The organism is Allotabrizicola aquatica (SeqCode) (genome assembly GCF_965194375.1).
Taxonomy (GTDB): Bacteria; Pseudomonadota; Alphaproteobacteria; order Rhodobacterales; family Rhodobacteraceae; genus Tabrizicola_A; species Tabrizicola_A aquatica.
Genome location: NZ_OZ239428.1, coordinates 416,088 through 441,796, shown reverse-complemented (window position 1 = coordinate 441,796; position 25,709 = coordinate 416,088). Strand labels below are relative to the sequence as shown.

The 25,709-nt window shown below is 61.6% G+C and carries 28 protein-coding genes; 21 read left to right on the top strand and 7 right to left on the bottom strand.

The window, feature by feature from the left end; translation table 11 throughout:
- The first annotated feature begins 129 nt into the window (after nt 1-129).
- The 5 genes from AC72UB_RS15400 to tuf all read left to right on the top strand — a co-directional run bounded on the left by AC72UB_RS15400 (nt 130) and on the right by tuf (nt 5,583).
- A complete protein-coding gene (locus AC72UB_RS15400) occupies nt 130-1,065 on the top strand; it encodes a DMT family transporter (protein WP_505190531.1) in 936 nt (311 codons plus the stop codon).
- 269 nt (nt 1,066-1,334) lie between these two features.
- Nucleotides 1,335-1,706, top strand: coding sequence for a 30S ribosomal protein S12 (gene rpsL, locus AC72UB_RS15395; protein ID WP_430465984.1), 372 nt, complete (start codon nt 1,335-1,337; stop codon nt 1,704-1,706).
- An 11-nt stretch (nt 1,707-1,717) separates the two neighbouring features.
- A complete protein-coding gene (gene rpsG / locus AC72UB_RS15390) occupies nt 1,718-2,188 on the top strand; it encodes a 30S ribosomal protein S7 (protein ID WP_505190530.1) in 471 nt (156 codons plus the stop codon).
- A gap of 9 nt (nt 2,189-2,197) precedes the next feature.
- Nucleotides 2,198-4,324: an elongation factor G gene (gene fusA / locus AC72UB_RS15385; protein WP_505190529.1), complete on the top strand. Its 2,127-nt coding sequence runs from the start codon at nt 2,198-2,200 to the stop codon at nt 4,322-4,324.
- A gap of 83 nt (nt 4,325-4,407) precedes the next feature.
- Entirely contained in the window at nt 4,408-5,583 is a 1,176-nt protein-coding gene (tuf, locus tag AC72UB_RS15380) for an elongation factor Tu (protein ID WP_505190528.1), read from the top strand.
- A 112-nt stretch (nt 5,584-5,695) separates the two neighbouring features.
- Here the strand turns inward: tuf and AC72UB_RS15375 are convergent, their stop codons facing one another.
- A complete protein-coding gene (locus AC72UB_RS15375; RefSeq protein ID WP_505190527.1) occupies nt 5,696-7,249 on the bottom strand; it encodes a cryptochrome/photolyase family protein in 1,554 nt (517 codons plus the stop codon).
- 252 nt (nt 7,250-7,501) lie between these two features.
- Here AC72UB_RS15375 and rpsJ point away from each other — a divergent pair, with 252 nt between their 5' ends.
- The 9 genes from rpsJ (at nt 7,502) to rplP (ending at nt 12,250) form a co-directional block, all read left to right on the top strand.
- Nucleotides 7,502-7,810 (top strand): 30S ribosomal protein S10, encoded by a 309-nt coding sequence (gene rpsJ, locus AC72UB_RS15370; protein WP_164626364.1) that lies wholly within the window; start codon nt 7,502-7,504, stop codon nt 7,808-7,810.
- Nucleotides 7,811-7,823: 13 nt separating this feature from the next.
- Nucleotides 7,824-8,540, top strand: a complete 717-nt coding sequence (gene rplC, locus AC72UB_RS15365; protein WP_505190526.1) for a 50S ribosomal protein L3 — start codon at nt 7,824-7,826, stop codon at nt 8,538-8,540.
- Nucleotides 8,537-9,157, top strand: a complete 621-nt coding sequence (rplD, locus tag AC72UB_RS15360) for a 50S ribosomal protein L4 (RefSeq protein WP_505190525.1) — start codon at nt 8,537-8,539, stop codon at nt 9,155-9,157. The genes rplC and rplD overlap by 4 nt, the downstream gene beginning before the upstream one ends.
- A complete protein-coding gene (locus AC72UB_RS15355; RefSeq protein ID WP_463289302.1) occupies nt 9,154-9,450 on the top strand; it encodes a 50S ribosomal protein L23 in 297 nt (98 codons plus the stop codon). The genes rplD and AC72UB_RS15355 overlap by 4 nt, the downstream gene beginning before the upstream one ends.
- 152 nt (nt 9,451-9,602) lie before the next feature.
- Entirely contained in the window at nt 9,603-10,442 is an 840-nt protein-coding gene (rplB, locus tag AC72UB_RS15350; RefSeq protein WP_463289216.1) for a 50S ribosomal protein L2, read from the top strand.
- Between the two features lie 3 nt (nt 10,443-10,445).
- Nucleotides 10,446-10,724, top strand: coding sequence for a 30S ribosomal protein S19 (gene rpsS / locus AC72UB_RS15345; protein ID WP_463289217.1), 279 nt, complete (start codon nt 10,446-10,448; stop codon nt 10,722-10,724).
- Between the two features lie 3 nt (nt 10,725-10,727).
- Nucleotides 10,728-11,108 carry a 50S ribosomal protein L22 gene (gene rplV, locus AC72UB_RS15340; RefSeq protein WP_430465996.1) on the top strand — a complete coding sequence of 127 codons (381 nt, stop codon included), beginning with the start codon at nt 10,728-10,730 and terminating at the stop codon, nt 11,106-11,108.
- Nucleotides 11,108-11,824 (top strand): 30S ribosomal protein S3, encoded by a 717-nt coding sequence (gene rpsC / locus AC72UB_RS15335; RefSeq protein WP_463289218.1) that lies wholly within the window; start codon nt 11,108-11,110, stop codon nt 11,822-11,824. The genes rplV and rpsC overlap by 1 nt, the downstream gene beginning before the upstream one ends.
- A gap of 12 nt (nt 11,825-11,836) precedes the next feature.
- Nucleotides 11,837-12,250 carry a 50S ribosomal protein L16 gene (rplP, locus tag AC72UB_RS15330; protein ID WP_430465998.1) on the top strand — a complete coding sequence of 138 codons (414 nt, stop codon included), beginning with the start codon at nt 11,837-11,839 and terminating at the stop codon, nt 12,248-12,250.
- Nucleotides 12,251-12,381: 131 nt separating this feature from the next.
- Here the strand turns inward: rplP and AC72UB_RS15325 are convergent, their stop codons facing one another.
- Nucleotides 12,382-13,305 (bottom strand): DMT family transporter, encoded by a 924-nt coding sequence (locus AC72UB_RS15325; protein ID WP_505190846.1) that lies wholly within the window; start codon nt 13,303-13,305, stop codon nt 12,382-12,384.
- Nucleotides 13,306-13,405: 100 nt separating this feature from the next.
- Here AC72UB_RS15325 and ade point away from each other — a divergent pair, with 100 nt between their 5' ends.
- Complete coding sequence (gene ade / locus AC72UB_RS15320) at nt 13,406-15,118, top strand: adenine deaminase (RefSeq protein ID WP_505190524.1); 1,713 nt, start codon at nt 13,406-13,408, stop codon at nt 15,116-15,118.
- On the opposite strand, the gene AC72UB_RS15315 is transcribed toward ade, so the two are convergent.
- Together AC72UB_RS15315 and AC72UB_RS15310 are read right to left on the bottom strand one after the other, a co-directional pair.
- Nucleotides 15,115-16,026 (bottom strand): DMT family transporter, encoded by a 912-nt coding sequence (locus tag AC72UB_RS15315; RefSeq protein ID WP_505190523.1) that lies wholly within the window; start codon nt 16,024-16,026, stop codon nt 15,115-15,117. The two genes, ade and AC72UB_RS15315, sit on opposite strands and share 4 nt — an antisense overlap.
- Before the next feature lie 3 nt (nt 16,027-16,029).
- A complete protein-coding gene (locus tag AC72UB_RS15310; RefSeq protein ID WP_505190522.1) occupies nt 16,030-16,605 on the bottom strand; it encodes a GNAT family N-acetyltransferase in 576 nt (191 codons plus the stop codon).
- A 110-nt stretch (nt 16,606-16,715) separates the two neighbouring features.
- Between AC72UB_RS15310 and AC72UB_RS15305 the strand changes: the two genes are divergently transcribed.
- From AC72UB_RS15305 to AC72UB_RS15280, 6 genes are all read left to right on the top strand, one after another.
- The gene (locus AC72UB_RS15305) at nt 16,716-17,069 is read left to right on the top strand and encodes a cupin domain-containing protein (protein ID WP_463289222.1); all 354 of its coding nucleotides are present in this window, start codon (nt 16,716-16,718) and stop codon (nt 17,067-17,069) included.
- Nucleotides 17,070-17,208: 139 nt separating this feature from the next.
- Nucleotides 17,209-18,459: a sarcosine oxidase subunit beta family protein gene (locus AC72UB_RS15300; RefSeq protein ID WP_505190521.1), complete on the top strand. Its 1,251-nt coding sequence runs from the start codon at nt 17,209-17,211 to the stop codon at nt 18,457-18,459.
- 9 nt (nt 18,460-18,468) lie between these two features.
- Nucleotides 18,469-18,753: a sarcosine oxidase subunit delta gene (locus tag AC72UB_RS15295; protein ID WP_505190520.1), complete on the top strand. Its 285-nt coding sequence runs from the start codon at nt 18,469-18,471 to the stop codon at nt 18,751-18,753.
- A complete protein-coding gene (locus tag AC72UB_RS15290; protein WP_505190519.1) occupies nt 18,750-21,698 on the top strand; it encodes a sarcosine oxidase subunit alpha family protein in 2,949 nt (982 codons plus the stop codon). Before AC72UB_RS15295 ends, AC72UB_RS15290 begins: the two co-directional genes overlap by 4 nt.
- Nucleotides 21,691-22,254: a sarcosine oxidase subunit gamma gene (locus AC72UB_RS15285; protein ID WP_463289226.1), complete on the top strand. Its 564-nt coding sequence runs from the start codon at nt 21,691-21,693 to the stop codon at nt 22,252-22,254. The genes AC72UB_RS15290 and AC72UB_RS15285 overlap by 8 nt, the downstream gene beginning before the upstream one ends.
- Before the next feature lie 161 nt (nt 22,255-22,415).
- Complete coding sequence (locus tag AC72UB_RS15280; RefSeq protein WP_463289227.1) at nt 22,416-23,075, top strand: helix-turn-helix domain-containing protein; 660 nt, start codon at nt 22,416-22,418, stop codon at nt 23,073-23,075.
- A 186-nt stretch (nt 23,076-23,261) separates the two neighbouring features.
- On the opposite strand, the gene AC72UB_RS15275 is transcribed toward AC72UB_RS15280, so the two are convergent.
- Genes AC72UB_RS15275 through AC72UB_RS15265 form a run of 3 tightly spaced genes read right to left on the bottom strand, consistent with a single transcriptional unit; the run spans nt 23,262 to nt 25,702 of the window.
- Nucleotides 23,262-23,540 (bottom strand): hypothetical protein, encoded by a 279-nt coding sequence (locus tag AC72UB_RS15275; RefSeq protein WP_463289228.1) that lies wholly within the window; start codon nt 23,538-23,540, stop codon nt 23,262-23,264.
- Nucleotides 23,537-24,205 (bottom strand): hypothetical protein, encoded by a 669-nt coding sequence (locus AC72UB_RS15270; protein WP_505190518.1) that lies wholly within the window; start codon nt 24,203-24,205, stop codon nt 23,537-23,539. Before AC72UB_RS15270 ends, AC72UB_RS15275 begins: the two co-directional genes overlap by 4 nt.
- Before the next feature lie 60 nt (nt 24,206-24,265).
- A complete protein-coding gene (locus tag AC72UB_RS15265) occupies nt 24,266-25,702 on the bottom strand; it encodes an APC family permease (RefSeq protein ID WP_463289230.1) in 1,437 nt (478 codons plus the stop codon).
- Nucleotides 25,703-25,709: the final 7 nt, after the last annotated feature.

Sequence of the window (25,709 nt, the reverse complement as noted above, 5' to 3'; positions counted from 1 at the left end):
GCCCCTCGGGAAACCGGGGGGCCTTTTGCATTGCGCTCGTCGAGCACTCCGTGCACTCCTCGCGGCAAGACAGGCCGCCGCATGCACGGACGTGCTCAAGGAGGCCGCAATAACAAAGGGCGGGGCCAGATGGCGATCTCGGACAATCTGCGCGGCGTGGCCTATATGTGCCTGTCGATGCTGGCCTTCACGGTCAACGACAGCTTTATGAAGGCTGTCACGACTGAGGTGCCGCTCTTTCAGACCGTGTTTTTGCGCGGATTGATCGCGATTGCCGGGCTTGTGGTGATGGGCAGCCTGACCGGTGCCTTTCGTCAAAAGCTGCAAGGGGCCGATTGGCGGCTGATCACCCTGCGCTCGGTGGCCGAGATCTTTGCCACCATCACCTTCCTGACCGCGCTTTTGCATATGCCCTTGGCCAACCTGTCGGCCATCATGCAGGTCTTGCCGTTGGCCGTGACGCTGACGGCGGCGCTGGTCTTTGGCGACCGCATCGGCTGGCGGCGGCTTTTGGCCATTCTTGTCGGGTTCGTGGGCGTGATGATCATCATCCGACCGGGAACCGAGGCTTTTGACATTTGGTCTTTGATGGGCGTGGCGTCGGTTCTATGCGTGGTGGTGCGAGACCTTGCGGTGCGCCGGATGGGCAGCCATGTGCCTTCGATCATTGTGGCGCTGGGGGCGGCGGTCATGGTCGCGGTCATGGGCCTGGGTCTGTCTCTTGTGCCGACCGCTGGGATGGGGGCGAATTTCGACGGGCTGACCGGCTGGATCGCGATGGATATGGCCCAACTGGCGCAGGTTGGCGCGGCAGGGGCCTTTTTGATTGTGGGCTATCTGTGCGCCGTAACCGCGATGCGCTGGGGCGATATCGGGGTGGTGGCCCCCTTCCGCTATACCTCGCTTTTGTGGGCGATTGTCCTTGGCTTCGCCGCCTTTGGCGAGCTGCCCGACGGCTGGACGCTGGTCGGATCGGCCATTGTGGTGGCCTCGGGCATCTACACGCTTTTGCGCGAACGGCAGAAGCGGCGGATGGCCGCTGTGGCCGCCCGCGCCGAAGGTTGACAACCCCAGCGACTCCCCTTATCAGCCGCGCATCCCACCTGCCCGGATTCTCCGGCGGGCGGGTTCTGATTGCTTGATGTGGCCATGATCCGGGCCTAGGCCCCGATCCTCTGAAATTCTCCGCATCGCCCCCTTCAACTGGGGCATATGCGGGTCTTGGTGTTTTGCGGTAGGCGCAAGGCACCCGTCGAGAAGCAGCGCCCCAAGGTTCGGGGCGAGTATTGACACCGCCCCCCGGAGTGACCGGAAGGGCAACACGAGGAAGTTTGATGCCGACAATCCAACAGCTTATCCGGAAGCCCCGGGAAGCCATCGTGCGGAAGTCCAAGTCGCAGCACCTGGAATCCTGCCCGCAAAAGCGTGGGGTTTGCACCCGCGTTTACACCACCACCCCGAAAAAGCCGAACTCCGCTATGCGGAAAGTCGCCAAGGTCCGTCTGACCAATGGCTTCGAGGTGATTTCGTACATCCCCGGTGAAAAGCACAACCTGCAAGAGCACTCGGTTGTTCTGATCCGTGGCGGCCGTGTGAAAGACCTTCCCGGCGTCCGTTACCACATCCTTCGCGGCGTGCTGGATACCCAGGGCGTCAAAGAACGTCGTCAGCGCCGTTCGAAGTATGGCGCTAAGCGTCCGAAGTGAGGAGATAACAGATGTCCCGTCGTCACGCCGCTGAAAAGCGCGATATTCTGCCTGACGCCAAGTATGGCGATAAGGTTCTGACCAAGTTCATGAACAACCTGATGCTGGACGGCAAAAAGTCCGTTGCAGAAACGATTGTTTATGGCGCCCTTGAGCGTGTTCAGTCCAAACTGAAGCGCGCGCCCATCGAAGCCTTCCATGAGGCGCTGGAAAACGTGAAGCCCTCCGTCGAAGTGCGTTCGCGCCGCGTCGGTGGTGCGACCTATCAGGTCCCAGTCGAAGTCCGCACCGAGCGCCGCGAAGCGCTTGCGATCCGCTGGCTGATCACCGCTGCGCGCAAGCGCAACGAAAACACCATGGAAGAGCGTCTGGCTGCCGAGCTGTCGGATGCCGTGAACAACCGTGGCACCGCCGTCAAAAAGCGGGAAGACACCCACAAGATGGCCGACGCAAACAAAGCGTTCAGCCACTACCGCTGGTAAGGGGTCATCATGGCACGCGACTATCCGCTTGAGCGTTACCGTAACTTTGGGATCATTGCGCACATCGACGCAGGGAAAACCACGACCTCGGAGCGTATCCTTTACTACACCGGCAAGTCCCACAAGATCGGCGAAGTCCATGACGGCGCCGCGACGATGGACTGGATGGAACAGGAACAAGAGCGCGGCATCACCATCACTTCGGCTGCCACGACCACGTTCTGGAACCGCCAGGTTGACTCGAATGCAGGTCTTGGTGACAAGGCCACGAAGTTCCGCTTCAACATCATCGACACCCCCGGCCACGTCGACTTCACCATTGAAGTTGAACGTTCGCTGGCTGTGCTTGACGGCGCTGTGGTTCTTCTGGACGGCAACGCTGGTGTGGAACCGCAGACTGAAACCGTTTGGCGTCAGGCTGACCGCTACAAGGTTCCGCGCATCGTGTTCGTCAACAAGATGGACAAGACCGGCGCTGACTTCTTCAAATGCGTTCGCATGATCAAGGACCGTACCGGCGCCAATGCTGTTCCGGTGGCTTTGCCGATCGGCGCAGAAGACAAGCTGGAAGGCATCATCGACCTCGTGACCATGGAAGAATGGGTTTATGAGGGCGAAGATCTGGGCGCATCCTGGGTTCGCCAGCCGATCCGCGCTTCGTTGCAAGACGAAGCCGCTGAGTGGCGCATGAACCTTGTGGAAACCGCTGTCGGCCAAGATGACGCCGCAATGGAAGCCTACCTTGAGGGCAATGAGCCGGACGCAGAGACCCTGCGCACGCTGATCCGCAAGGGCACGCTTGCCATCGACTTCATCCCGGTTTTTGCGGGCTCGGCTTTCAAGAACAAGGGCGTGCAGCCCCTTCTGAACGCCGTGATCGACTATCTGCCCTCGCCTCTCGACGTGCCGCCCTACATGGGCTTTGCGCCGGGCGACGAGTCGGAAACCCGTAACATTGCCCGTTCGGCCGATGACGGTCAGCCCTTCTCGGCGCTGGCATTCAAGATCATGAACGACCCCTTCGTGGGTTCCTTGACCTTCACCCGCATCTATTCGGGCAAGCTGGCCAAGGGCGACGCGATGATGAACGCGACCAAAGAGCGCAAAGAGCGCGTTGGCCGCATGATGATGATGCACGCGATTGAGCGGGAAGAAATTTCCGAAGCTTTCGCAGGCGACATCATCGCGCTGGGCGGTCTGAAAGAGACCACCACCGGCGACACCCTGTGCGACCCGGCCAATCCGGTTGTTCTCGAAACCATGACCTTCCCGGTCCCGGTTATCGAAATCGCCGTGGAGCCGAAGACCAAGGCTGACCAGGAAAAGATGGGCATCGCTTTGGCCCGTCTGGCAGCTGAAGACCCGTCCTTCCGCGTAGAAACTGACCTTGAATCGGGTCAGACCATCATGAAAGGCATGGGCGAACTTCACCTCGACATCCTCGTTGACCGTATGCGTCGCGAGTTCAAGGTCGAGGCGAACATCGGTGCGCCGCAGGTGGCTTATCGTGAAACGATCTCGCGCGAGCATGAAATCGACTACACGCACAAGAAACAGACCGGTGGTACCGGCCAGTTCGCGCGCGTCAAGTTGGTGATCTCGCCGACCGAACCGGGCGAAGGCTATTCGTTCGAGTCGAAGATCGTGGGTGGTGCGGTTCCGAAGGAATACATCCCCGGCGTCGAAAAAGGCATCAAGTCCGTCATGGACTCGGGTCCCTTGGCAGGGTTCCCGGTCATCGACTTCAAGGTTGCGCTGATCGACGGCGCGTTCCACGACGTTGACTCCTCGGTTCTGGCTTTCGAAATTGCCTCGCGCGCTGCAATGCGTGACGGCCTGAAGAAAGCCGGCGCGAAACTGCTGGAACCGATCATGAAAGTCGAAGTCGTCACCCCGGAAGAATACACCGGCGGCGTCATCGGCGACCTGACCTCGCGTCGGGGCATGATCAACGGCCAGGACAGCCGCGGCAACGCGAACGTCATCGCCGCGATGGTGCCTTTGGCCAACATGTTCGGCTACATCAACCAGCTGCGGTCCATGACCTCGGGCCGTGCTGTGTTCTCGATGGAGTTTGACCATTACGACGCAGTTCCGGAAAACCTGAGCCAGGAAATCCAGAAGAAATACGCATAAGCGGGATGGGCGGACAGCCCATCCTACCATCCCGTAGGGTGGGGTTTTCCCCCACCTCCTCAACCGAATAAGGAGTTGCCACCATGGCAAAGGCAAAGTTTGAACGTAACAAGCCGCACGTAAACATTGGCACGATTGGCCACGTTGACCACGGCAAGACCACTCTGACGGCAGCGATCACCAAGTATTTTGGTGAATTCCGCGCCTATGACCAGATCGACGGTGCACCGGAAGAGCGTGCTCGTGGGATCACGATTTCGACCGCACACGTCGAATATGAAACCGCGAACCGTCACTACGCCCACGTCGACTGCCCCGGCCACGCTGACTATGTGAAGAACATGATCACCGGTGCGGCACAGATGGACGGCGCGATCTTGGTGTGCGCGGCCTCGGACGGCCCGATGCCCCAGACCCGCGAGCATATCCTGCTTGGTCGTCAGGTCGGCATTCCGTACATGGTTTGCTACATGAACAAGGTTGACCTTGTGGATGACGAAGAGCTGATCGAACTGGTGGAAATGGAACTGCGCGAGCTGTTCTCGTCCTACGAATACCCCGGCGACGACATTCCGATCGTCAAGGGTTCGGCCCACCAGGCCATGATCGGCGAGCGCCCGGACATCGGCGAGAACTCGATCCGCGCGCTGATGGCGGCTGTTGACAGCTACATCCCGACCCCGGCTCGCGCCGTGGATCAGCCGTTCCTGATGCCGATCGAAGACGTGTTCTCGATCTCGGGCCGTGGCACGGTTGTGACCGGTCGTATCGAGCGCGGCGTGATCAACGTCGGCGACGAAGTTGAAATCGTGGGCATCAAGGACACCAAGAAGTCGGTTTGCACCGGCGTCGAGATGTTCCGCAAGCTGTTGGACCGCGGTGAAGCTGGCGACAACGTCGGCGTGCTGTTGCGCGGTATCGACCGTGAAGGCGTGGAACGTGGCCAGGTGCTGTGCAAGCCGAAGTCGGTGAACCCGCACACCAAGTTCGAAGCCGAAGCCTACATCCTGACCAAGGAAGAAGGCGGCCGTCACACCCCGTTCTTCGCGAACTACCGCCCGCAGTTCTACTTCCGCACGACGGACGTGACCGGCACGGTTGAGCTTCCGGCTGGCACCGAGATGGTGATGCCGGGCGACAACCTGAAGTTCAACGTGACGCTGATCGCCCCGATCGCGATGGAAGAGAAGCTGCGCTTCGCCATCCGTGAAGGCGGCCGCACCGTCGGCGCAGGCGTCGTGTCGAAGATCATCGCGTAATCGACTGGTGGGGGATAACCCTGCCGGACGAAATCAAGAAGGCCGCCCAAACCGGGCGGCCTTTTTCCTTTGTGCGCGCCCGAACCTCGTCGAGCCCTCCGGGCACTCCTCGTTATCCCCGACGAGGCCACGCAGGGCCCGAGGAGGGTAGGCTGTCCAAAAACGCCGTCGCATCGGCCCGAATGGCCTCTCGACGGTTTGTCTCCATCGCGCGCAGGGTTCTGATGGGCATCGCCATACGGGGGTTGCGGGCAAAGCGCGCCTCGTGGCGGTCGATGAAATCCCAGTAGAGATAGTTGAAGGGGCAGGCCTTTGGCCCCAGCTTTTCGGCCACATCATAGGCGCAGCCGGCGCAATAATCCGACATCCGGTTGATATAAGCGCCCGAGGCGGCGTAGGGCTTTGACCCCAGCCGCCCGCCATCGGCGTGCAGCACCATGCCATGGGTGTTGGGCAGTTCAACCCACTCAAAAGCATCGACATAGACCGCCAGATACCACTCCTCCACCGCCGCCGGGGCAAGCCCGGCCAAAAGCGCAAAGTTGCCGGTGACAATCAGGCGCTGGATGTGGTGGGCATAGCCCGTGCGGCGGGTGGTCGAGACCGCCTCGGCCATACAGCGCATGGGGGTGTCGCCCGTCCAATAAAGGTCGGGCAGCAGGCGGTTGGCATTCAGCGCATTGCTTGCCGCATAGCCGGGCATCTCCACCCAGTAGATCCCGCGCACATATTCGCGCCAGCCCAGCACCTGGCGGATAAAGCCCTCGACCGCATTCAAAGGCGCGTGCCCAGCCGTGTAGGCCGCCTCAGCCGCCGCGCAGACCTCTTGCGGCAGCAACAGGCCGCAGTTCAGCGCAGGCGACAACAGGCTGTGATACAGGAAGTCCTCGCCCGCCTTCATGGCATCTTGCACATCGCCAAAGAGGGGCAGGGCGTCAGTGATAAAATGGTCCAGCGCTGCCAGCGCTTCGGCGCGGGTGACGGGCCAGCCAAAAGGCTCCAGATCGCCGAAGTGATCGGCAAACCTTTCCGCGACCATCTCCAGCACCTCGCGGGTGATCGCATCGGGCGCAAAGCGGCGGCGGGCGGGGGGCCGGGTGCCTTTGGGCAGGGGTTTGCGGTTGTCGCTGTCATAGTTCCACTGCCCGCCCACCGGCGCGCCCTGATCCATCAAAATGCCGGTCTTGCGGCGCATGTCGCGGTAGAAGTACTCCATCCGGCTGGTCTTTCCCGCCTTGGCCAAAGCGGCAAACTCCGCCCGTGAGCAAAAGAACCTGTCATCGGGGCGGATCGTCACGGGCAGGTTAAGGGCTCTCTGCCAGCCTTCGATCAACTGCAAAACCCGCCATTCGCCGGGTTCGGTCATGAGGATCTGGTCAGGACCATGGCGCTGCACTGCCCGCGCCACCTCTCCCGAAAAGCTGTGGGTGTTGGCCGGATCGTCGAGCCGCACATAATCCACCGTCACACCGCGGGCCCGCAGATCATCTGCGAAATGCCGCATCGCGGAGAGCAGAAGTGCAATCTTCTGCTTGTGGTGCGGCACATACTGCGCCTCTTCCGCGACCTCGGCCATCAGCACGATATCCGCCTGCGGATCAAGGTCCGCCAGCGCCGAGAGGCTGGAGGAGAGCTGATCGCCAAGGATCAGGATCAGCCTACGCATTGTGGTACAACCCCGGTTTGCCATCTGCCTATAGAACAGGGAAAGATGTGGCAGATCTGGCGTCTGGCAAGCCGGGTCGCCGCCCTGCCGCCGGGCCTCAGAAAGCCTGAGAATTCCCTTGCCGAACCGGGGAGCGCCCTATAGAGGAGCGCAGCGCGACTCCGTTTGGAGATTCGCGCTGATGACTATTCACAAAAGCGAACCTATGGGCCAGGCATCCCGCCTCGTGTCTACGTTCGGAAGGAAGAACTGATGCAAGGTCAAACCATTCGCATTCGGCTCAAGGCCTTCGATTACCGCGTGCTGGACGCCAGCACCCAGGAAATCGTCTCCACGGCCAAGCGCACCGGTGCCACCGTTCGCGGCCCGATCCCGCTGCCGAACAAAATCGAGAAATTCACGGTTCTGCGTGGTCCGCACATCGACAAGAAGTCGCGCGACCAGTGGGAAATCCGTACGCACAAGCGTCTCCTCGATATCGTTGATCCGACCCCCCAGACCGTGGACGCGCTGATGAAGCTCGACCTCGCCGCTGGCGTGGATGTCGAGATCAAAGTGTAAGGGGGCAGACAACATGCGCTCTGGCGTTATCGCAAAGAAGCTGGGCATGACCCGGCTGTTTCTGGAAAACGGCACTCAGGTGCCGGTGACCGTTCTGCAACTCGACAATCTTCAGGTCGTGGCGCAGCGCACCGCTGACAAGGATGGCTACACCGCCGTTCAGCTTGGCGCGGGCTCTGCCAAGGCCAAGAACACCACTGCCGCGCAGCGTGGCCATTTCGCCAAGGCGAACGTGGCTCCGAAGCGCAAGATCGCGGAATTCCGCGTGTCGTCCGAAAACCTGATCGATGTGGGCGCGGAAATCACCGCTGACCATTATCTGGCAGGTCAGTTCGTCGACATCGCCGGCACCTCGATCGGTAAAGGCTTTGCTGGTGCGATGAAGCGTCACAACTTCGGTGGTCTGCGTGCGTCGCACGGTGTGTCGGTCTCGCACCGTTCGCACGGTTCGACCGGCCAGTGCCAGGATCCGGGCAAGGTGTTCAAGGGCAAGAAGATGGCTGGCCATCTTGGTGCCGTTCGCACCACGACCCAGAACCTGCAGGTCGTTCGCACCGATGCTGACCGTGGTCTGATCTTGGTCAAGGGCGCTGTCCCCGGTTCCAAGGGTGGCTGGGTCACCGTCAAGGACGCCGTGAAGAAAGCCGCTCCGGCTGGTCTTCCGCTGCCCGCCGCTGTTCGCTCGGCCGCTGCCGCAGCGCCTGCTGCCGCTGAAGGGGGTGAAGCATGAAACTTGATGTGATCAAGCTGGACGGCGGCAAAGCCGGTTCCGTCGATCTGGACGAAGCGCTGTTCGGGCTGGACCCGCGCGCCGACATCCTGCACCGTGTGGTCCGTTGGCAGCGCGCCCGCGCGCAGGCTGGCACCCACTCGACGCTGACCCGTGGGGAAGTGTCCTACTCGACCAAGAAGATCTATCGCCAAAAAGGCACCGGTGGCGCACGCCACGGTTCCAAGAAAGCCCCGATCTTCCGTCACGGTGGCGTTGTAAAGGGCCCGACCCCGCGGTCGCACGCCCATGATCTGCCCAAGAAGTTCCGCGCACTGGGTCTGCGCCACGCCCTTTCGGCCAAGGCCAAAGCGGGCGAGCTGGTGATCCTGGATGCGGCGACCTTGGCTGATGCCAAAACCGGCCACTTGGCCAAGATGGTGTCGGAGCTGGGCTGGAAGCGCGTTCTCGTGATTGATGGTGCAAGCGTTGACGCGAATTTCGCGCTGGCTGCTCGTAACATCGAAGGCGTCGACGTGCTGCCGACCATTGGCGCAAACGTCTATGATATCCTGAAGCGTGATACTCTCGTCATCACCAAAGCAGGTATCGAAGCTCTGGAGGCTCGTCTGAAATGAGCGCGAAACCCGAACACTACGACCTGATCAAAAAGCCGATCATCACCGAAAAGGCCACCATGGTCTCCGAAGGTGGCGCGGTGGTTTTCCAGGTCGCCATGGATGCAACCAAACCCCAGATCAAAGAAGCTGTTGAGGCAGTTTTCGGCGTCAAGGTGAAGGCGGTCAACACCACCATCACCAAGGGCAAGGCCAAGAAGTTCCGTGGCCGCGCTGGTGAGCGCAGCGACAAGAAGAAAGCCTATGTCATGCTGGAAGCTGGAAACACCATCGACGTTTCCACCGGCCTCTGATACTGGCAGCGAATCTCGCGGCCCCGGTTCATCCGGGGCCGTGGAATTTTATCGAATCGGCCTTTGATTTCGCTTCAAAGCGCCAGAACCGGGGACCTTCGGGGCCCTTAACCCGGGTCGCAAGGCCCGATAGCTAACGGAAGACAGAGAACATGGCACTCAAGTCGTATAAGCCGACGACGCCAGGCCAGCGCGGGCTGGTTCTGATCGACCGTTCGGAGCTGTGGAAAGGCCGTCCGGTCAAAGCCCTTACTGAGGGTTTGACCAAAACGGGTGGCCGGAACAACACCGGACGTATCACGATGTGGCACAAGGGCGGCGGCGCAAAGCGTCTTTACCGCGTTGTGGACTTCAAACGCACCAAATTTGACATGGCAGCCGTGGTTGAGCGGATCGAATACGATCCCAACCGCACCGCCTTTATCGCCCTTGTCCGTTACACGGACGGCGAGCTTGCCTATATCCTTGCTCCGCAGCGTTTGGCTGTTGGCGACAGCGTCATCGCTGGTGCCAAGGTTGACGTGAAGCCGGGCAACGCCATGCCTTTCTCGGGCATGCCGATCGGTGCCATCGTGCACAACGTCGAGCTGAAGCCCGGCAAGGGCGGCCAGTTGGCCCGCGCTGCTGGCACCTACGCTCAGTTCGTTGGTCGCGACGGCTCCTACGCTCAGATCCGCCTGTCGTCGGGCGAACTGCGCATGGTCCGTCAGGAATGCATGGCCACCATCGGTGCCGTGTCGAACCCCGACAACTCGAACCAGAACTTCGGTAAAGCTGGCCGTATGCGTCACAAGGGCGTGCGCCCGACCGTCCGCGGTGTTGCGATGAACCCGATCGATCACCCGCATGGTGGTGGTGAAGGCCGGACCTCGGGTGGTCGTCACCCGGTTACCCCGTGGGGTAAAGGGACCAAGGGCAACAAGACCCGTAAACCGAAGCAGTCGGACACCCTTATTGTCCGCTCGCGTCACGCCAAGAAGAAGGGGCGCTAATCCATGGCACGTTCCATTTGGAAAGGCCCGTTCGTCGATGGCTATGTCTTGAAAAAGGCAGAGAATGCGAAGGCTTCGGGCAAAAGCGAAGTGATCAAGATCTGGTCGCGTCGTTCCACCATCCTGCCGCAGTTCGTTGGCCTGACTTTCGCCGTTTACAACGGCAAAAAGCACATCCCGGTCAACGTGACGGAAGAAATGATCGGCCAGAAGTTCGGTGAATATTCGCCGACCCGGACCTACTACGGTCACGCTGCCGATAAAAAAGCCAAGAGGAAGTAAGCCATGGGTCAGGAAAAGAATCCGCGCCGCTTGGCGGACAACGAAGCACAGGCGATTGCCCGTATGCTGCGTACCTCGCCGCAGAAACTGAACCTTGTTGCGGGCCTGATCCGTGGCAAGAAGGTAGAAAAGGCGCTTGCCGATCTGACCTTCTCCAAGCGCCGCATCGCCGGTGACGTGAAGAAGTGCCTGCAGTCGGCCATCGCCAATGCGGAAAACAACCACAATCTCGACGTTGACAGCCTTGTTGTCGCCGAAGCTTGGGTCGGTAAAAACCTGGTCATGAAGCGCGGCCGTCCGCGGGCTCGTGGCCGTTTCGGCAAGATCATGAAACCGTTCAGCGAGATCACCATCAAGCTGCGTCAAGTCGGGGAGTCTGCATAATGGGTCAGAAGGTAAACCCCATCGGGATGCGTCTGCAGGTCAACCGCACCTGGGACAGCCGTTGGTTTGCTGAGTCGAAAGACTACGGCAACCTCCTGCTCGAAGACCTCAAGATGCGCGAATTCGTGCATGAAGAGTGCAAGGCCGCTGGCATCAGCCGCGTGATCATCGAACGTCCGCACAAAAAGTGCCGTGTGACCATTCACACTGCACGTCCGGGCGTGATCATCGGCAAAAAAGGCGCTGACATTGAGACCCTTCGCAAGAAGCTCAATGCCTTCACCAAGTCGGAACTGCACCTGAACATCGTCGAAGTCCGCAAGCCGGAACTGGACGCTCAGCTGGTCGCGGAATCGATCGCTCAGCAGATGGAACGTCGGGTTTCGTTCCGTCGCGCCATGAAGCGTGGCGTGCAGAACGCGATGCGCATGGGTGCCCTTGGTATCCGTGTGAACGTGGCTGGCCGTCTGGGTGGCGCGGAAATCGCACGGACCGAATGGTACCGCGAAGGCCGTGTGCCGCTGCACACGCTGCGCGCTGACATCGACTATGCGCTGTCCGAAGCCGAGACGCCCTATGGCATCATTGGTGTGAAGGTCTGGATCTTCAAAGGCGAAATCCTTGAGCATGATCCGCAGGCCCATGACCGTCGCCTTGCTGAAGCTGCTGACGGCCCCGCTCCGCGTGGTCCTCGCCGCGACCGCGAACGCGCGTAAGGAGGGAAAGTTATGCTGCAACCAAAGCGTACAAAATTCCGCAAGGCCTTTAAGGGCCGGATCCATGGCGAAGCCAAGGGCGGTTTCCTTCTGAACTTCGGTTCTTTCGCCTTGAAGGCGACCGAGCCGGAGCGTGTGTCGGCACGTCAGATCGAAGCGGCTCGCCGCGCGATCACCCGCCACATGAAGCGTCAGGGCCGTGTTTGGATCCGTATTTTCCCGGATCTGCCGGTCTCGGCCAAGCCCATCGAAGTTCGTATGGGTAAAGGTAAGGGTTCGACCGACCGTTGGGTGTCCAAGGTCAAGCCGGGCCGCATCATGTTCGAAGTGGACGGCGTCGCCGAATCCATCGCACGTGAGGCCCTGCGTCTGGGCGCGATGAAGCTGCCGGTCACCACCCGTATCGTGGCCAAGGAAGACTGGTAAGGTTTCGCGCTAGCGCGAAACCCGTGCGGTGGAGCGCGTTTTTCTAAAACGCGCGGGCCGTCACCCGGTTCAGAATAAAGAAACCCCCGGTGGAAACACCGGGGGTTTTTAATTGTGACATCACCAAACGCTTACCCCTGCGGCGTCATCGCCTTGCGGCCCTTGGCACGCTCTAGCCCCAGTTTCCGTTCGCGCCAGATAATCAGAATTCCCGCTGTGATGACGATGGCCGCGCCCAAGAGCATCGTCCAAGTCGGCACCTCGGCGAAGACGAAATACCCGATCAAAAGCGCAAACAGCATGGACGCATAGTCAAAAGGCGCCACCAGTGAGGCATCCGCCTCGCGGTAGCTTGAGGTCAAAAGAATCTGCCCCACCCCGCCCAAAAGACCCGCGCCGACCAGCGTGGCAGCTTCAATCCCGGTGGGGATGACCCAGCCGAAGGGCAGGGTCGTCAGCGACAAAAGCGTGGCGGTCAGCGAGAACCAGAACACGATGGCGGAGGTGTTTTCAGTCATCACCAGCTTGCGCACAAAAACCTGTGCAAGGGCGGCAAAGACTGCGCCGCCCAAGACCAGCATCGCGCCAAAGGCCTCACGGTGGCCGCTGGCCTCGCCGGACAGGATAGTCAGGCGCGGTGAGAGCACGATAAGAACCCCCGTCAGCCCGAGCGCCACCATGGCCAGCCGGAAAGCGCGTACATTCTCGCCCAAAAACATCGCGGCAAAGACCACCACCAACAGGGGGGCCGCATAGCCAATCGCGGTGACTTCGGGCAGCGGCAGATAGGCCAAACCCGCAAAGCCCATCCCCATCGCCAAGGTGCCCATCAGCCCGCGCCAGATATGCCCAATCGGGTTCTTCGCCCGAAACCCGGTGGTCAGCTCGTGCCGCCATGCCAGCCAGACCACGATCACCGGAATGGCAAAGGCCGAACGGAAAAACACCGTCTGACCGGCTGGCACATGCTGGGCCGTGGTCTTGATCATCGCGGACATCACGATGAACACCAGAACCGAGCCGAGTTTCAGGGCAATGCCGCGCAAGGGTCGCATCGGGGCCTCCTTGGCCTTGGTGTTCCACCCTTCGACGGCGGCTGCAAGGGCTTGCGGCAAGCGCGGCCTTGCTGTTCCTTACGTCAAAGGAGATTTCACCATGCCATTCCCCCCGCCCAAAGCCAGCCTTGCCGACCGGATCGATCAGGGGCGCGGGGTGGTGCCTGCCGATCTGGTGCTGAAGGGGGGCTGGGTGTTTGACCTTGTCACCGGGGACTTGGTGGAAACCGATGTCGCCATCTGTGGTGATACGATCGTGGGGGTCTTTGGACACTATTCCGGACGGCGCGAGGTGGATGTCTCGGGCAAGGTGCTGGTGCCGGGGTTCATCGACACGCATCTGCACATCGAAAGCTCATTGGTGACGCCCTTTGAGTTTGATCGCTGCGTCGCCCCGCGCGGGGTGACGACGGCGATCTGTGACCCGCATGAGATTGCAAATGTCTGCGGGTTGGAGGGGATCCGCTATTTCCTTGAGGCTTCAGCCCTGACGTTGATGGATATTCGGGTGCAGCTGTCATCCTGTGTGCCTTCGACCCATATGGAGACCACAGGTGCCCGGTTGATGGCCGCCGATCTGGTGCCTTTGATGGATCATCCTCGCGTGATCGGGCTGGCCGAGTTCATGAATTACCCCGGTGTTTTGCACAAAGACCCGGGCTGCATGGAGAAGCTGGAGGCCTTCCGCGGTCGCCACATTGACGGGCACGCGCCGCTTTTGCGCGGCAATGACCTGAACGGCTATATCGCCGCCGGCATCCGCACTGAACATGAGGCGACCACCTATGACGAGGGGTTGGAAAAGCTGCGCAAGGGGATGCGGGTGTTGATCCGCGAAGGGTCGGTGTCGAAAGACCTGCATGCTCTGGTGGGGCTGTTGACCGAGCGACACTCACCCTACCTGTGCCTCTGCACCGATGACCGCAACCCCTTGGACATCGCCGAACATGGGCATCTGGATTGGATCATCCGCACCGCCATTTCGCTGGGGGCCGATCCTTTGGCCGTTTACCGCGCCGCGAGCTTGTCTGCGGCCGAGGCGTTCGGGCTAAAGGATCGCGGGCTGATCGCGCCGGGCAAACGGGCGGATATTGCGGTGATCGACAGCCTGACAGGCTGCCATGTGGCAGCGGTCTACGCGGGCGGGATAGAGGTGACCGATGCCGCCTTTGCCGCGCGCCAAACCATCCCCCCGGTGGCCCGCCATTCGGTGAAGGCCCCACGGGTCGAAGCACACCATTTCCGCGCCAGCGGCAACAAGGTGGAAACCCCGGTGATCGGTATCCTGCCGGGCAAGATCATCACCCCGCACCTGACCTTTGATATTGCGCCTCAGGATGGCGACAAGCGCCCCGACCTGTCGCGCGATCTGATCCGGATCGCGGTGATTGAGCGGCACGGGGTGAACGGCAACAAGGCCACAGGCTTTGTGCAGGGCTTTGGCTTGCAGCGCGGCGCGATTGCCTCGACCGTCTGCCATGACCATCACAACATTGCCGTGGTGGGGGTGGATTATGACGATATGGCGCTTGCCGCCAATCGCTTGGGCGAGATTGAGGGCGGTTTCGTGGTCGTGGAAGGCGGTCGCGTGCTGGCTGAACTCTCCCTGCCTGTCGCGGGGTTGATGAGCCTTGAGCCGTTTGAGGATGTGCATCAAAACCTGATCGCGCTTCGCGCCTCGGCGAAATCGCTGGGGGTGGTCTTGGAAGAACCCTTCCTGCAACTGGCGTTCTTGGCGCTGCCGGTGATCCCGCATCTGAAAATCACCGATCACGGCATGGTGGATGTGGATCGCTTCGAAGTGATCCCTTAAGGTCGGCTTGGCCGGATCATCAACACGCCAAGCCCCCCAGCGCTGATCAGCACCATTCCAGCCAATGTCCAAAGGTCCGGCACTTCGCCGAAGAACACATAGCCCCAGAACACGACGAAAATCATATAGCTGTAGTCAAAGGTCGCAATCACCTCGGGGCGGGGGGATTGGTAGGCGCGGGCCAGACCGATGGCGATGCCGATGATCAGCACGCAGAGCACAAGGATCATGCCCCAATCGCTGCGCGCCATGCTGTGCCACGGGCCAAAGATGAAGCCCGCCCATTCGGGTGTCACGATCAACCCCCGAACCGCGCCAATCGCCAGACCGAAGGCCAGACAGGCGATGTTCAGCCACAGCGCCAAGATCAGCGCCGGGGTCTCTGCACATTTCGCCCGCGTCAGGATGGCGGCGATGGCATAGAAAAGTGCTGCCGCGATGGGCATCAGGATCAGGGGCGTGAAGGCCGCCGCAAAGGGCCGGACGATCAGCAAAAGCCCGGCAAAGCCGACGGCGATGGCCAACCAATGCCGCAGAGTTATGCGGTTGCCCAGCACCAGTGCCGACAGACCGACAATGAAGAACGGTGCCGTGTAAAAGGCCGCGCCCGCCAAGGCCATGTCCATCAGCGGCAAGACGGCGTAAAGACAGAGGTATTGCACCACCAATGCCGCGCTGCGCGCGATGATCCAACCCGTGCCGGGTGGCAAGACCCGGCCCTTGGTGGCGACCAGAAGGATCGGCACAACGATGGCCGACCGCAGGATCCAGATTTGCCACAGCGTCATGCCCGAACTGGACAGCTTGATGATCGCGTCGGTCAGCGCCATGGCAAAGACCGTGGCGAGAATGGCCACAACCCCTTGGGGCAGGCCAAAGCGCGGGCTGTCGGTGGGTTGGATCGTCACGCTTTAAGCCAGCGTCTTGATCATCAAGATCCACTCGGACGCATCCACCTGCCAATCCCCCTTCACCACCGGGCGGCGTGCGATTTCGACATAGCCTTTGGCCGCGTAAAGCCGCTGCGCGTCATGGTGGGTGTCGGCGGTGATCAGGCTGATGGTCTTGCGACCATCTGCGCGGGTGATCGCCTCTGCCTCGGCCAAAAGCGCGCTGCCGCAGCCCTTGCCGCGAAAGCTGTCATAGGTGGCAAGGACGTTGAGATACCACGAACCGGGGGCGAGGGCCTCCAACTCCAGCAGAGGCACAAAGACCGGGGGCGTGTCAGGGGCAATAGGGCTGGGGTCATCCTCGGCAGGATAACCCAGAAGGCAGGCGGCGACGGTCCCATCCACCTCGGCTAGCCAAGCGCTGTTGAAGGAAAAGCTGCCCGTCTCGCGCGCCGCGCGCTCCATGCCATAGGCGATGGGGTCGCCCTCAGGCCCCACCGATTTGCGCCAAAAGTGCATCGGCAAATCGTCGGCCGCCATGTTGATGAACCGCACCAGATGCGCTGCGTCTTTGGCCTGTGCCTTGCGGATCAGCATGGTCTTCCCCCTTTGCCCTTGGCGTGACAGAAACCAAAATCTCAGCCCGCTTGCAACCACTGGCGCTGCCGCCTACCACTGGGGCCGAACCAAACCTGATGAGGACCGACATGACCGACATGGTTTTCCGCTTTCCCGCCCCCGGCCCCGAGCCCATGACCACCGACCTTGACGGCTGGACCAAGACCGTGGGCACCCCCACGATGAAAACTTGGGTGCAGCACACCTCGATCGACGGCTCTGTGATCAGCGGCACATGGGAGGCGACGCTGGGCACATGGCATGCGGTCTACAAGTTCTATGAATTCGTGCACCTGATCGAAGGCCAAATCACCATCACCCCCGATGGCGGCGCACCCGTGACCCTGCGCCCCGGAGATGGCTTTGTGGTCGAGCCGGGGTTCAAGGGAACTTGGACGATTGAAAAGCCGGTGAAAAAACACTTCTGCATCAAGCTGAAGTAAGGCCGTAGCGGGTTGGCGGGGGCACGGCTTTGGCATAGCCCCCGCGTCCGATGGCGAAAACCGCCTAAGTCGTGGCGAAAATGGCGCGTGCTTTCGCGGGGGTTCGGCCTAGGTTCCTTCCAAAGCAGGAGGGCCGTTCATGCGCTATTCGGGGTTTCGCGTCATTGCCGAGGCATTGACCGGGCATAAGGGATGGAAGCCTGTCTGGCGCGACCCGGCCCCGCAGGCCGAGTATGATTACATCATCGTCGGCGGCGGCGGGCATGGCTTGGCCACGGCCTACTATCTGGCCAAGGAATTCAAGCAGGCCCGCATCGCGGTTCTGGAAAAGGGCTATCTCGGCGGCGGCAACGTGGGCCGCAACACCACGATCATCCGCTCAAACTACCTGCTGGACGGCAACGAACCCTTCTACGAATTCTCGCTCAAACTCTGGGAAGGGTTGGAGCAGGACTTCAACTATAACGCCATGGTCAGCCAGCGCGGGATTATCAACCTGATCCATACCGACGCGCAGCGCGACGCTTTTACCCGGCGCGGCAATGGCATGATCCTGAACGGCGCGGATGCCGAGCTTTTGAACCGCGATCAGGTGCGGGCGATGTATCCCTTCCTGAATTTCGACAACGCGCGCTTCCCGATCAAAGGGGCCTTGATGCAGCGCCGTGGCGGTACGGTGCGCCATGACGCGGTGGCTTGGGGTTATGCGCGCGGCGCGGATATGCGCGGGGTGGACCTGATCCAGAACTGCGAAGTCACCGGCATGCGGATTGAAAACGGCCGCATCCGGGGCGTGGAAACCTCGCGTGGGTTCATTGGCGCGAAGAAGGTGGGCGTCGCCGTGGCCGGATCCTCGTCGAAGGTGATGGCGCATGCGGGCATGCGCCTGCCCATTGAAAGCCATGTCTTGCAGGCCTTTGTCTCCGAGGGGCTGAAACCCTTTATCGATGGCGTGATGACCTTTGGCGCAGGGCATTTCTATGTGTCGCAGTCCGACAAGGGCGGCTTGGTCTTTGGTGGCGACATCGACGGCTACAACTCCTACGCCCAACGCGGCAACCTGCCGGTCATCGAGGACGTGGCCGAAGGCGGCATGGCGTTGATGCCCGCGATTGGCCGGGCGCGTCTCCTCCGCACGTGGGGCGGGATCATGGACATGTCGATGGACGGCTCACCCATCATCGACAAGACCCATGTCGAAGGGCTCTATTTCAACGGCGGCTGGTGCTATGGCGGGTTCAAGGCGACCCCGGCCTCGGGCTGGTGCTTTGCCCATCTGCTGGCCAAGGACGAGCCGCACAAGACCGCCACGGCCTACCGGTTTGATCGCTTCCTCAAGGGGTTGATGATTGACGAAAAGGGCCAAGGCGCCCAGCCGAACCTGCATTGAGGACCTAAGATGATTATCAATCACCCCATCCTTGGCCCCCGCGATGCGCAGGAATTCGTCTATCTGGGCGATGCCAATCTTATCAATCGCCCCGACGGCATGACCGCCGGGATCGAGGTGTTTCACGACTACCTCTACAACCGCGACAACCCGGCGGGGGAACACCGCGAGCTTTGGTATCATGAGCAGGGCGATCGGTCCTGGCTGGTCGTCACGCGCAACACCGTGACCCATGGAATCACCAAGGTGGAACTGGCCCGCGATGTGGCCAAAGCGCAGGGGCGCAGCAAATGAGCCAGTCCAATCGTATTTCGGGCGGCCAGATCGACCGCAGCAAAACCTTCCGCTTCACCTTTGACGGGCACAGCTATGTCGGCCACCAAGGCGACACGCTTGCCTCGGCGCTGCTCGCCAATGGCGTGCGGCTGATGGGGCGCAGCTTTAAGTATCACCGCCCGCGCGGGCCTTTGTCGGCAGGGTCGGAAGAGCCAAACGCGCTGGTGCATCTGCGCTCGGGCGCGCGGCAGGAACCGAACACGCGGGCGACGGTGGCCGAACTCTTCGATGGGCTGGAGGCGACAAGCCAGAACGCTTGGCCCAGCCTCAAGCTTGACGCGATGGCAATCAACGACAAGCTGAACAGCTTTTTTGCGGCAGGGTTCTACTACAAAACCTTCATGTGGCCGGCGGCGTTTTGGGAAAAGGTCTATGAGCCGATCATCCGCCGCGCGGCGGGCTTGGGCGCGCTGACCAAGGACGAAGACCCCGATGAATATGACAAGGGCTTTGTACATTGCGATGTGCTGATCATCGGGGCCGGGCCTTCCGGGTTGATGGCGGCGCTGACGGCGGGGCGTGCAGGTGCGCGGGTGGCTCTGGCGGATGAAGATTTCCGCATGGGTGGCCGCCTGAATGCCGAGACCTTTGAGGTTGGGGGCAAGCCGGGCGCTGATTGGGCCGCCGGCGTGGTGGCAGAACTGGCCGCGATGCCAAATGTGCGCCTGATGAACCGCACCACGATTGTCGGTGCCTTCGACCACGGCATCTATTCGGCGGTAGAGCGGGTGTCGGATCACCTCGCAGTGCCGATGGCAGGCAAGCCGCGCCAGACCCTGTGGCGCATCTACGCCAAGCGCGCGATTTTGGCGGGCGGCGCGACCGAGCGCCCGATTGCGTTCGAGAACAACGACCGGCCCGGTATCATGCTGGCAGGTGCCTTGCGCGCCTATGCCAACCGCTGGGGCGTGGCGGCGGGCGACCGCGTGGCGGTGTTCACCAACAACGATGACGGGCTTCGCACCGCACGCGACTTGCAGGCCAAGGGCCTGGATGTGGCCGCCGTGATCGACAGCCGCGAAGGCGGCGACCTGTTGCCCGGTCTTCGGCATCTGCAAGGCGCGCAGGTCGTTGATTCATCGGGCGGGCTCGGGCTGAAGTCCGTGACGGTGCGGCTGGCCAATGGTAAGACCGAGACCATCGCCTGCACCGCCTTGGGCGTGTCGGGCGGCTGGAACCCCAACGTCAACATCACCTCGCACCACCGCTCGCGCCCCGAATGGCGTGACGACATCGCGGCCTTTGTGCCGGGCACGGGTGGCCCTGCCGGGTTGACGGCGGCGGGCGCGGCAAATGGCGCGCTCTCGACCCATGGCGCTTTGGCGACCGGTCAGGCGCAGGCGATTGCGGTGTTGGCGGAATTGGGGATGGCAGCCAAGGCAGCCGACCTGCCGCAGGCCGAGGACGCACCGATTGCGATCAGCCCCCTGTGGTATGTGCATGAAGGCAAAGGCCGGGCGTGGATCGACCAGCAGAACGATGTGACGGTCAAGGACGTGAAGCTGGCCCATAAGGAAAACTTCACCGCCGTCGAGCATCTGAAACGCTATACCACGCTGGGCATGGCGACCGATCAGGGCAAGACCGGCAATGTGTTGGGCATCGCCGTGATGGCCGAACTGACCGGCCAGTCGATCCCGGCCACAGGCACCACCATCTACCGCCCGCCCTATACGCCCGTCGCGATGGGGACGCTGGCGGGGCGGTCGCGCGGCAAGGAATTCAAACCCTTCCGCCTGACCCCGTCGCACAAATGGGCCTCGGAACAGGGCGCGATCTTTGTCGAGGTTGGCAACTGGCTGCGGACGCAATGGGTGCCGAAAGCGGGCGAGACGACATGGCGCGAAAGCGTTGACCGCGAGGTTCTGGCGTCCCGGCGCTCGGTCGGGATCTGCGATGTGACCACGCTGGGCAAGATCGACATTCAGGGCACCGATGCCGGGGCCTTCTTGGATAAGGTCTATGCCAACACCTTCAGCACCCTGGCCGTGGGCAAGTGCCGTTATGGTCTGATGCTGCGCGAAGACGGCATGGTGTTTGACGATGGCACCACGGCGCGGATGGGCGAGCATGAGTTCGTGATGACCACCACCACGGCGAACGCAGTGACGGTGTTCCGCCATCTGGAATACTGCCGCCAAGTGCTGTGGCCGGATATGGACGTGCAGATCATCTCGACCACCGAGGCTTGGGCGCAGTTCTCGGTCGCCGGTCCCAATGCGCGGAACCTGCTGCAAAAGATCGTCGATCAGGACATTTCTGACGCCGCCTTCCCCTATATGGGCGCGGGCAATATCACGCTTGGCGGGCTGCGGGGCCGTCTCTTCCGCATCTCCTTCTCGGGGGAACTCGCCTATGAAATCGCCGTTCCAACCCGCTATGGCGATGCGCTGGTCCGTAAGCTGATGGAAGCCGGTGCCGAGTTTGATGCCATTGTCTATGGCACCGAAGCCTTGGGCGTCATGCGGATTGAAAAGGGCCATGTGGCGGGGGGCGAGTTGAACGGCCAGTCCACGGCGCTGAACATGGGCTTGGGCAAGATGGTGTCGAAGAAGAAAGACAGCATCGGCATGGTGCTGAGCCAGCGCGAGGGGATGAACCAGCCGGGCGGCTATCGTCTGGTCGGCGTCAAACCCGTGGACCCCAAGGCCAGCATTTCGGCGGGCAGCCATTTCATGGAAATCGGCGCGCCGGTGGAACTGGCGTCCGATGGCGGCTGGCTGACCTCCAAGGTCTATAGCCCGAATCTGGGCTGTGACATTGCGCTGGGCTATCTCAAGGCGGGCGATCAGAAGATTGGCCGCAAGATGCGCGCGGTGAACTTCCTGACCAAGACCGACACCGAGGTTGAGATCGTCAGCCCGCATTTCTTTGATCCTGAGGGGGAGCGTCTTCGTGGCTAATGCATGGAAAAGCCTGACCGCCTTGGGGCATGATGCGGCAGAGGTGGTGGCCATTGGCTCCTACCGGATCACCGAGCGGTTTGATGTGGCCTTGGCCTCGGTCGCGGTGCGGCGGGGGCAGGACAAGGCCTTTGCGGCGGCGGCCAAGAAGGCAGGCGTGCCTTTGCCGGGCGCCTCATCGTATGAGGCGGGCAAGGCGTTCAGCGCGTTTTGGGTGACGCCGGAGATGTGGTTCGTGGAGGCCGATTTTGCGGCCCATGAGGACATCGTCGCGCATCTGAAGCCCGCCTTTGGCGAGACAGCGTCGATCACCGAACAGACCGATGCCTGGGTGCGGTTTGATGTGGCAGGCGCCGGGCTGGTGGCGCTGTTTGAGCGGCTGTCAAACCTTGATCTGGCGACGCTGCCCGATGGCTTTGCCAGCCGCACGGTGATGGAGCATCTGGGCGTTTACCTCATCAAGCGCTCCGCCAACGAGGTTGTGCTGTATGGCCCGCGCTCCTCGGCCCAAGGATTGTTGCATGCGCTGGAGATCACCGCGAAATCGGTGATCTGACAGCCACCCAGCCCCTCCCCACCAACGGGGAGGGCAGGGGCGGATGCCTGAACATAAGGTCATGCACCCTACGTCGCAGGGGCCGGGCTTGATGAATACGATGTTTCCTTATAGGAAAATTACCCGTATGATTTGAGCCATAAGGTGAATGAGGCCCCGCGATGGACGACCTGCACGATTCTGCCGCCTTGCCGCGCACAAAACCGGCGTTTGACCAAGACCCGCACCGCGTGCGCGAGATCACCGAGCGCAATCTAGAGGCCGCGATTGGCCGCGAGGTGCGGAACTTTCGCCGCCAGCAAGGCATGACGGTGGCGGATCTGGCGGCGGTGACTGGTCTGTCGATCGGGATGCTGTCCAAGATCGAAAACGGCAACACCTCGCCCAGCCTGACCACGTTGCAGGTGCTGTCCCACGCCTTTTCCGTGCCTGTGACCGCGTTCTTCCGCAGCTATGAGGAACGGCGCGAGGCGCAGCATGTGAAGGCAGGCGCGCATCTCGAGATCGAGCGGCGCGGCACGCGGGCTGGGCACCAGTATAACCTCTTGGGTCATATCGGCTCGAACTCCTCGGGCGTGGTGGTGGAGCCCTATCTCATCACCCTGACCACCGAGAGCGACACCTTCCCGGCCTTTCAGCATGAGGGGTTGGAGCTATTGTACATGCTCGAGGGCGAGGTGGATTATCGCCACGGCGACCAAGTCTATGCGCTGAAGCCGGGTGACACGCTGTTTTTCGACGCCGATGCGCCGCATGGACCGGAAGTGTTGGTCAAACTGCCCGCGCGGTATTTGTCGGTGATTTCTTACCCGCAAGGGTGAGGCGGATCAGAAAACAGTCCAGTGGACTCGTCGTCGGGAAAACGCTGCACTGCAGCCTTTTCTGACCCTCCTCCATCCCGGCGAACGCCAGAACACACTTGCGAGGACCGGGCGTGCTCTTCGTCGCACCTTCGTGCGCTCATAGCAGCGCAACGCTCCGAGGAGGGTCGCAGACCCCGAAGAGGGCTACTTCGTGTCCCGCTCCCAAATCGCCCGGCGCAGGCGAGCGGTGCGGTAGGCGTCCATCATCGCCATCGCCCAGACAAACAGCGCCCCGGCGGTCTTGCCGACAAATGACACGTCAGGGGCGGCGGTCTTCAGGGTGAAGGCCCCTAAAAGCACCGCGAAGAAGACAAAGATCAGCCCCCGCATCGGTTGGCGGTTCATCACCTGTCCCATGCCCGGCAGCACGGTGGCGACGGCCAGCACAAGATGGGGGTGGGGCGGGGCTTTGGGGGCGGTCATTCACGGGCCTCGTTCAAAGTGTGGCGCAGCGCAAGCAGTGTCGAGATCAGGGGCGTCAGACGTTCAGCGGGCAGGGGGAATGTGCCCACCTCGGCATCGCGGAAAATCAGGAAGCGGCCGCGTTCGGCCTCATCCGCAAGGATCACAAGGCGCAGGCCCTTGGGCGAGATCACCAGCTCCTTGACCTTGGGATCGGCAAAGACGGCCAAATGCGGCACGATCAGCTCAAGCGGGGGCACGCCGGTCGCGTCGTCGCTGCGAAGGCCGGTGCCCTCGGGCAAGCTCGACGGGCAGGGCAGCGATTGCGGCAGATTGGCGAAATGGGAAAACGGCTCATTCCCGGCGGGGCGGGCAATGATGTCAAGCGTGGCCTTGACCGGCATCGGGGCGGGCAGGGTCAGCATCACCCAAAGGGCGGGCAGCTTGCGAAAGGTTAGGCTGTCGGGGATGGCCTGCAGATCAAAGGCCGTCCCGTCAAAATGCGCCGTCATCCGTGCGAACCCGGTGGGTTCCACGCGGGTCGTGACTTTGGTGAACAGCGGTTCCACAGCACGGAAATAGCTGGCGCGTCCGGTCTTGCGGGCTTTGTGGGCCTGAACCGTGGTCCAAGCGAGCCAAAGCGCGGTGGCGCCAAGGGCTGCGGCAAGAAGGGTGAGAGAGGTCATCGGGGGCTTTCAAGGTGCTGGCCCGCCACAGAATGGCGGGCCAGCGAATGTGATGCAAGATCAGTAGCCCTTGGGTTTCGGCCAAGGCATGGTGAACTGAGCGCCACGGTTCACAAAGCGGTAGCGCCAGAAGTGGAACCACAGCGACACCACGATGTAGAACCCGATCATCGCGACAAGCTGGGTGCCATAGCCAAGGAACACCGCAAAGAAGGTGATCGCGCAGAGGCTCAGCAGCACAATCGCCGGGATCGGGTGGAACGGATGTTCATAGCCGCGCTTGATGGTGCCCATGGGCCACTTCTTGCGGAACATCAGGATGTTCAGCGGCATGAAGGTATAGCCCAAAAGCCCCGACAAGATCGAGAAGGTGATCACCTGATCCAAAGGCGCGCCCAAGGCGAAGATCAGCGCGATCGGCACCAAGAACACGATCGAGCGGTAGGGCGTGCGGTATTGCGGATGCACGGCCCCGAACCAAGCGGGCAGATACTTGTCACGACCCAGCGCGAACCACGCGCGGGAGGCATCGTTGATGCAGCCGTTGGCGCTGGCGAGGGTGGCAAACAGCGTCCCGATGCCCAAGAGCCAGATTAGCGCATTCGACCCCGACAGGCGCGCGGTGTCGAACAGAGGCGCGACCGAGCCGTTCACGCCATCACCCAGAAACTCCCAAGGCAGCACGCCCGAGCAGATGTACCAGGTCAGAGTTGCTGCGATGAGGAGGGTCATGATGCCTGCCAGCGTGCCAAAAGGCAGCGCGCGGGCGGGCGAGCGGACTTCTTCGGCAGCCTGAGTGGTGCCTTCGATGCCCAGATAGAACCACAGGCCAAAGTGCATGGCCGCAACCACGCCGATCCAGCCGTAGGGCATCTCATGCCCTTCGAACAGCGCCGCATGCTGCATGATGCCGCCACCGAGGATACCGCTGGTCGACAGGAACAGCACGATGATGGCGGAAAACGCGATGGCGGTGATGACGAGGTTGAAGGTCAGCGTTGCCAGCACGCCGCGGTAGTTCAGCCAGGCCAGGAACATGATCACAAGGATGATGAACGGGCGCTGATCCAGCTCGCCGGTAAAGCCAGTCATCGTGGCGACGACCGAAATCAGATAGCCGGCAGTAATCGCATTCGCCGCCTCGAGCATCGTATAGGCGAACACAAGGTAAAGCCCGACGTTGAACGCCATCAGCGGGCCGACGATATGCTTGGCTTGGGTGTATTGGCCCCCAGCAGCGGCGACGGTCGATGTCACTTCGGAATCGATCATCGCAACGCAGGAGTACAGGATGCCCGCAAACCAGCAGGCCATAAGCGCGGCATAGGCGCCGCCTTTGCCGACGGCAAAGTTCCAGCCCATGTATTCGCCGACGAGAACGATGCCGACGCCGAGTGCCCACACGTGGGCCGGGCCAAGAACGCGCAGAAGGCCAACCTTGGTGCCATGCGGCCCCATGCCATCGCGCTCAGAAGATGTGATGTCAGTTTGTGCCATGATGCCC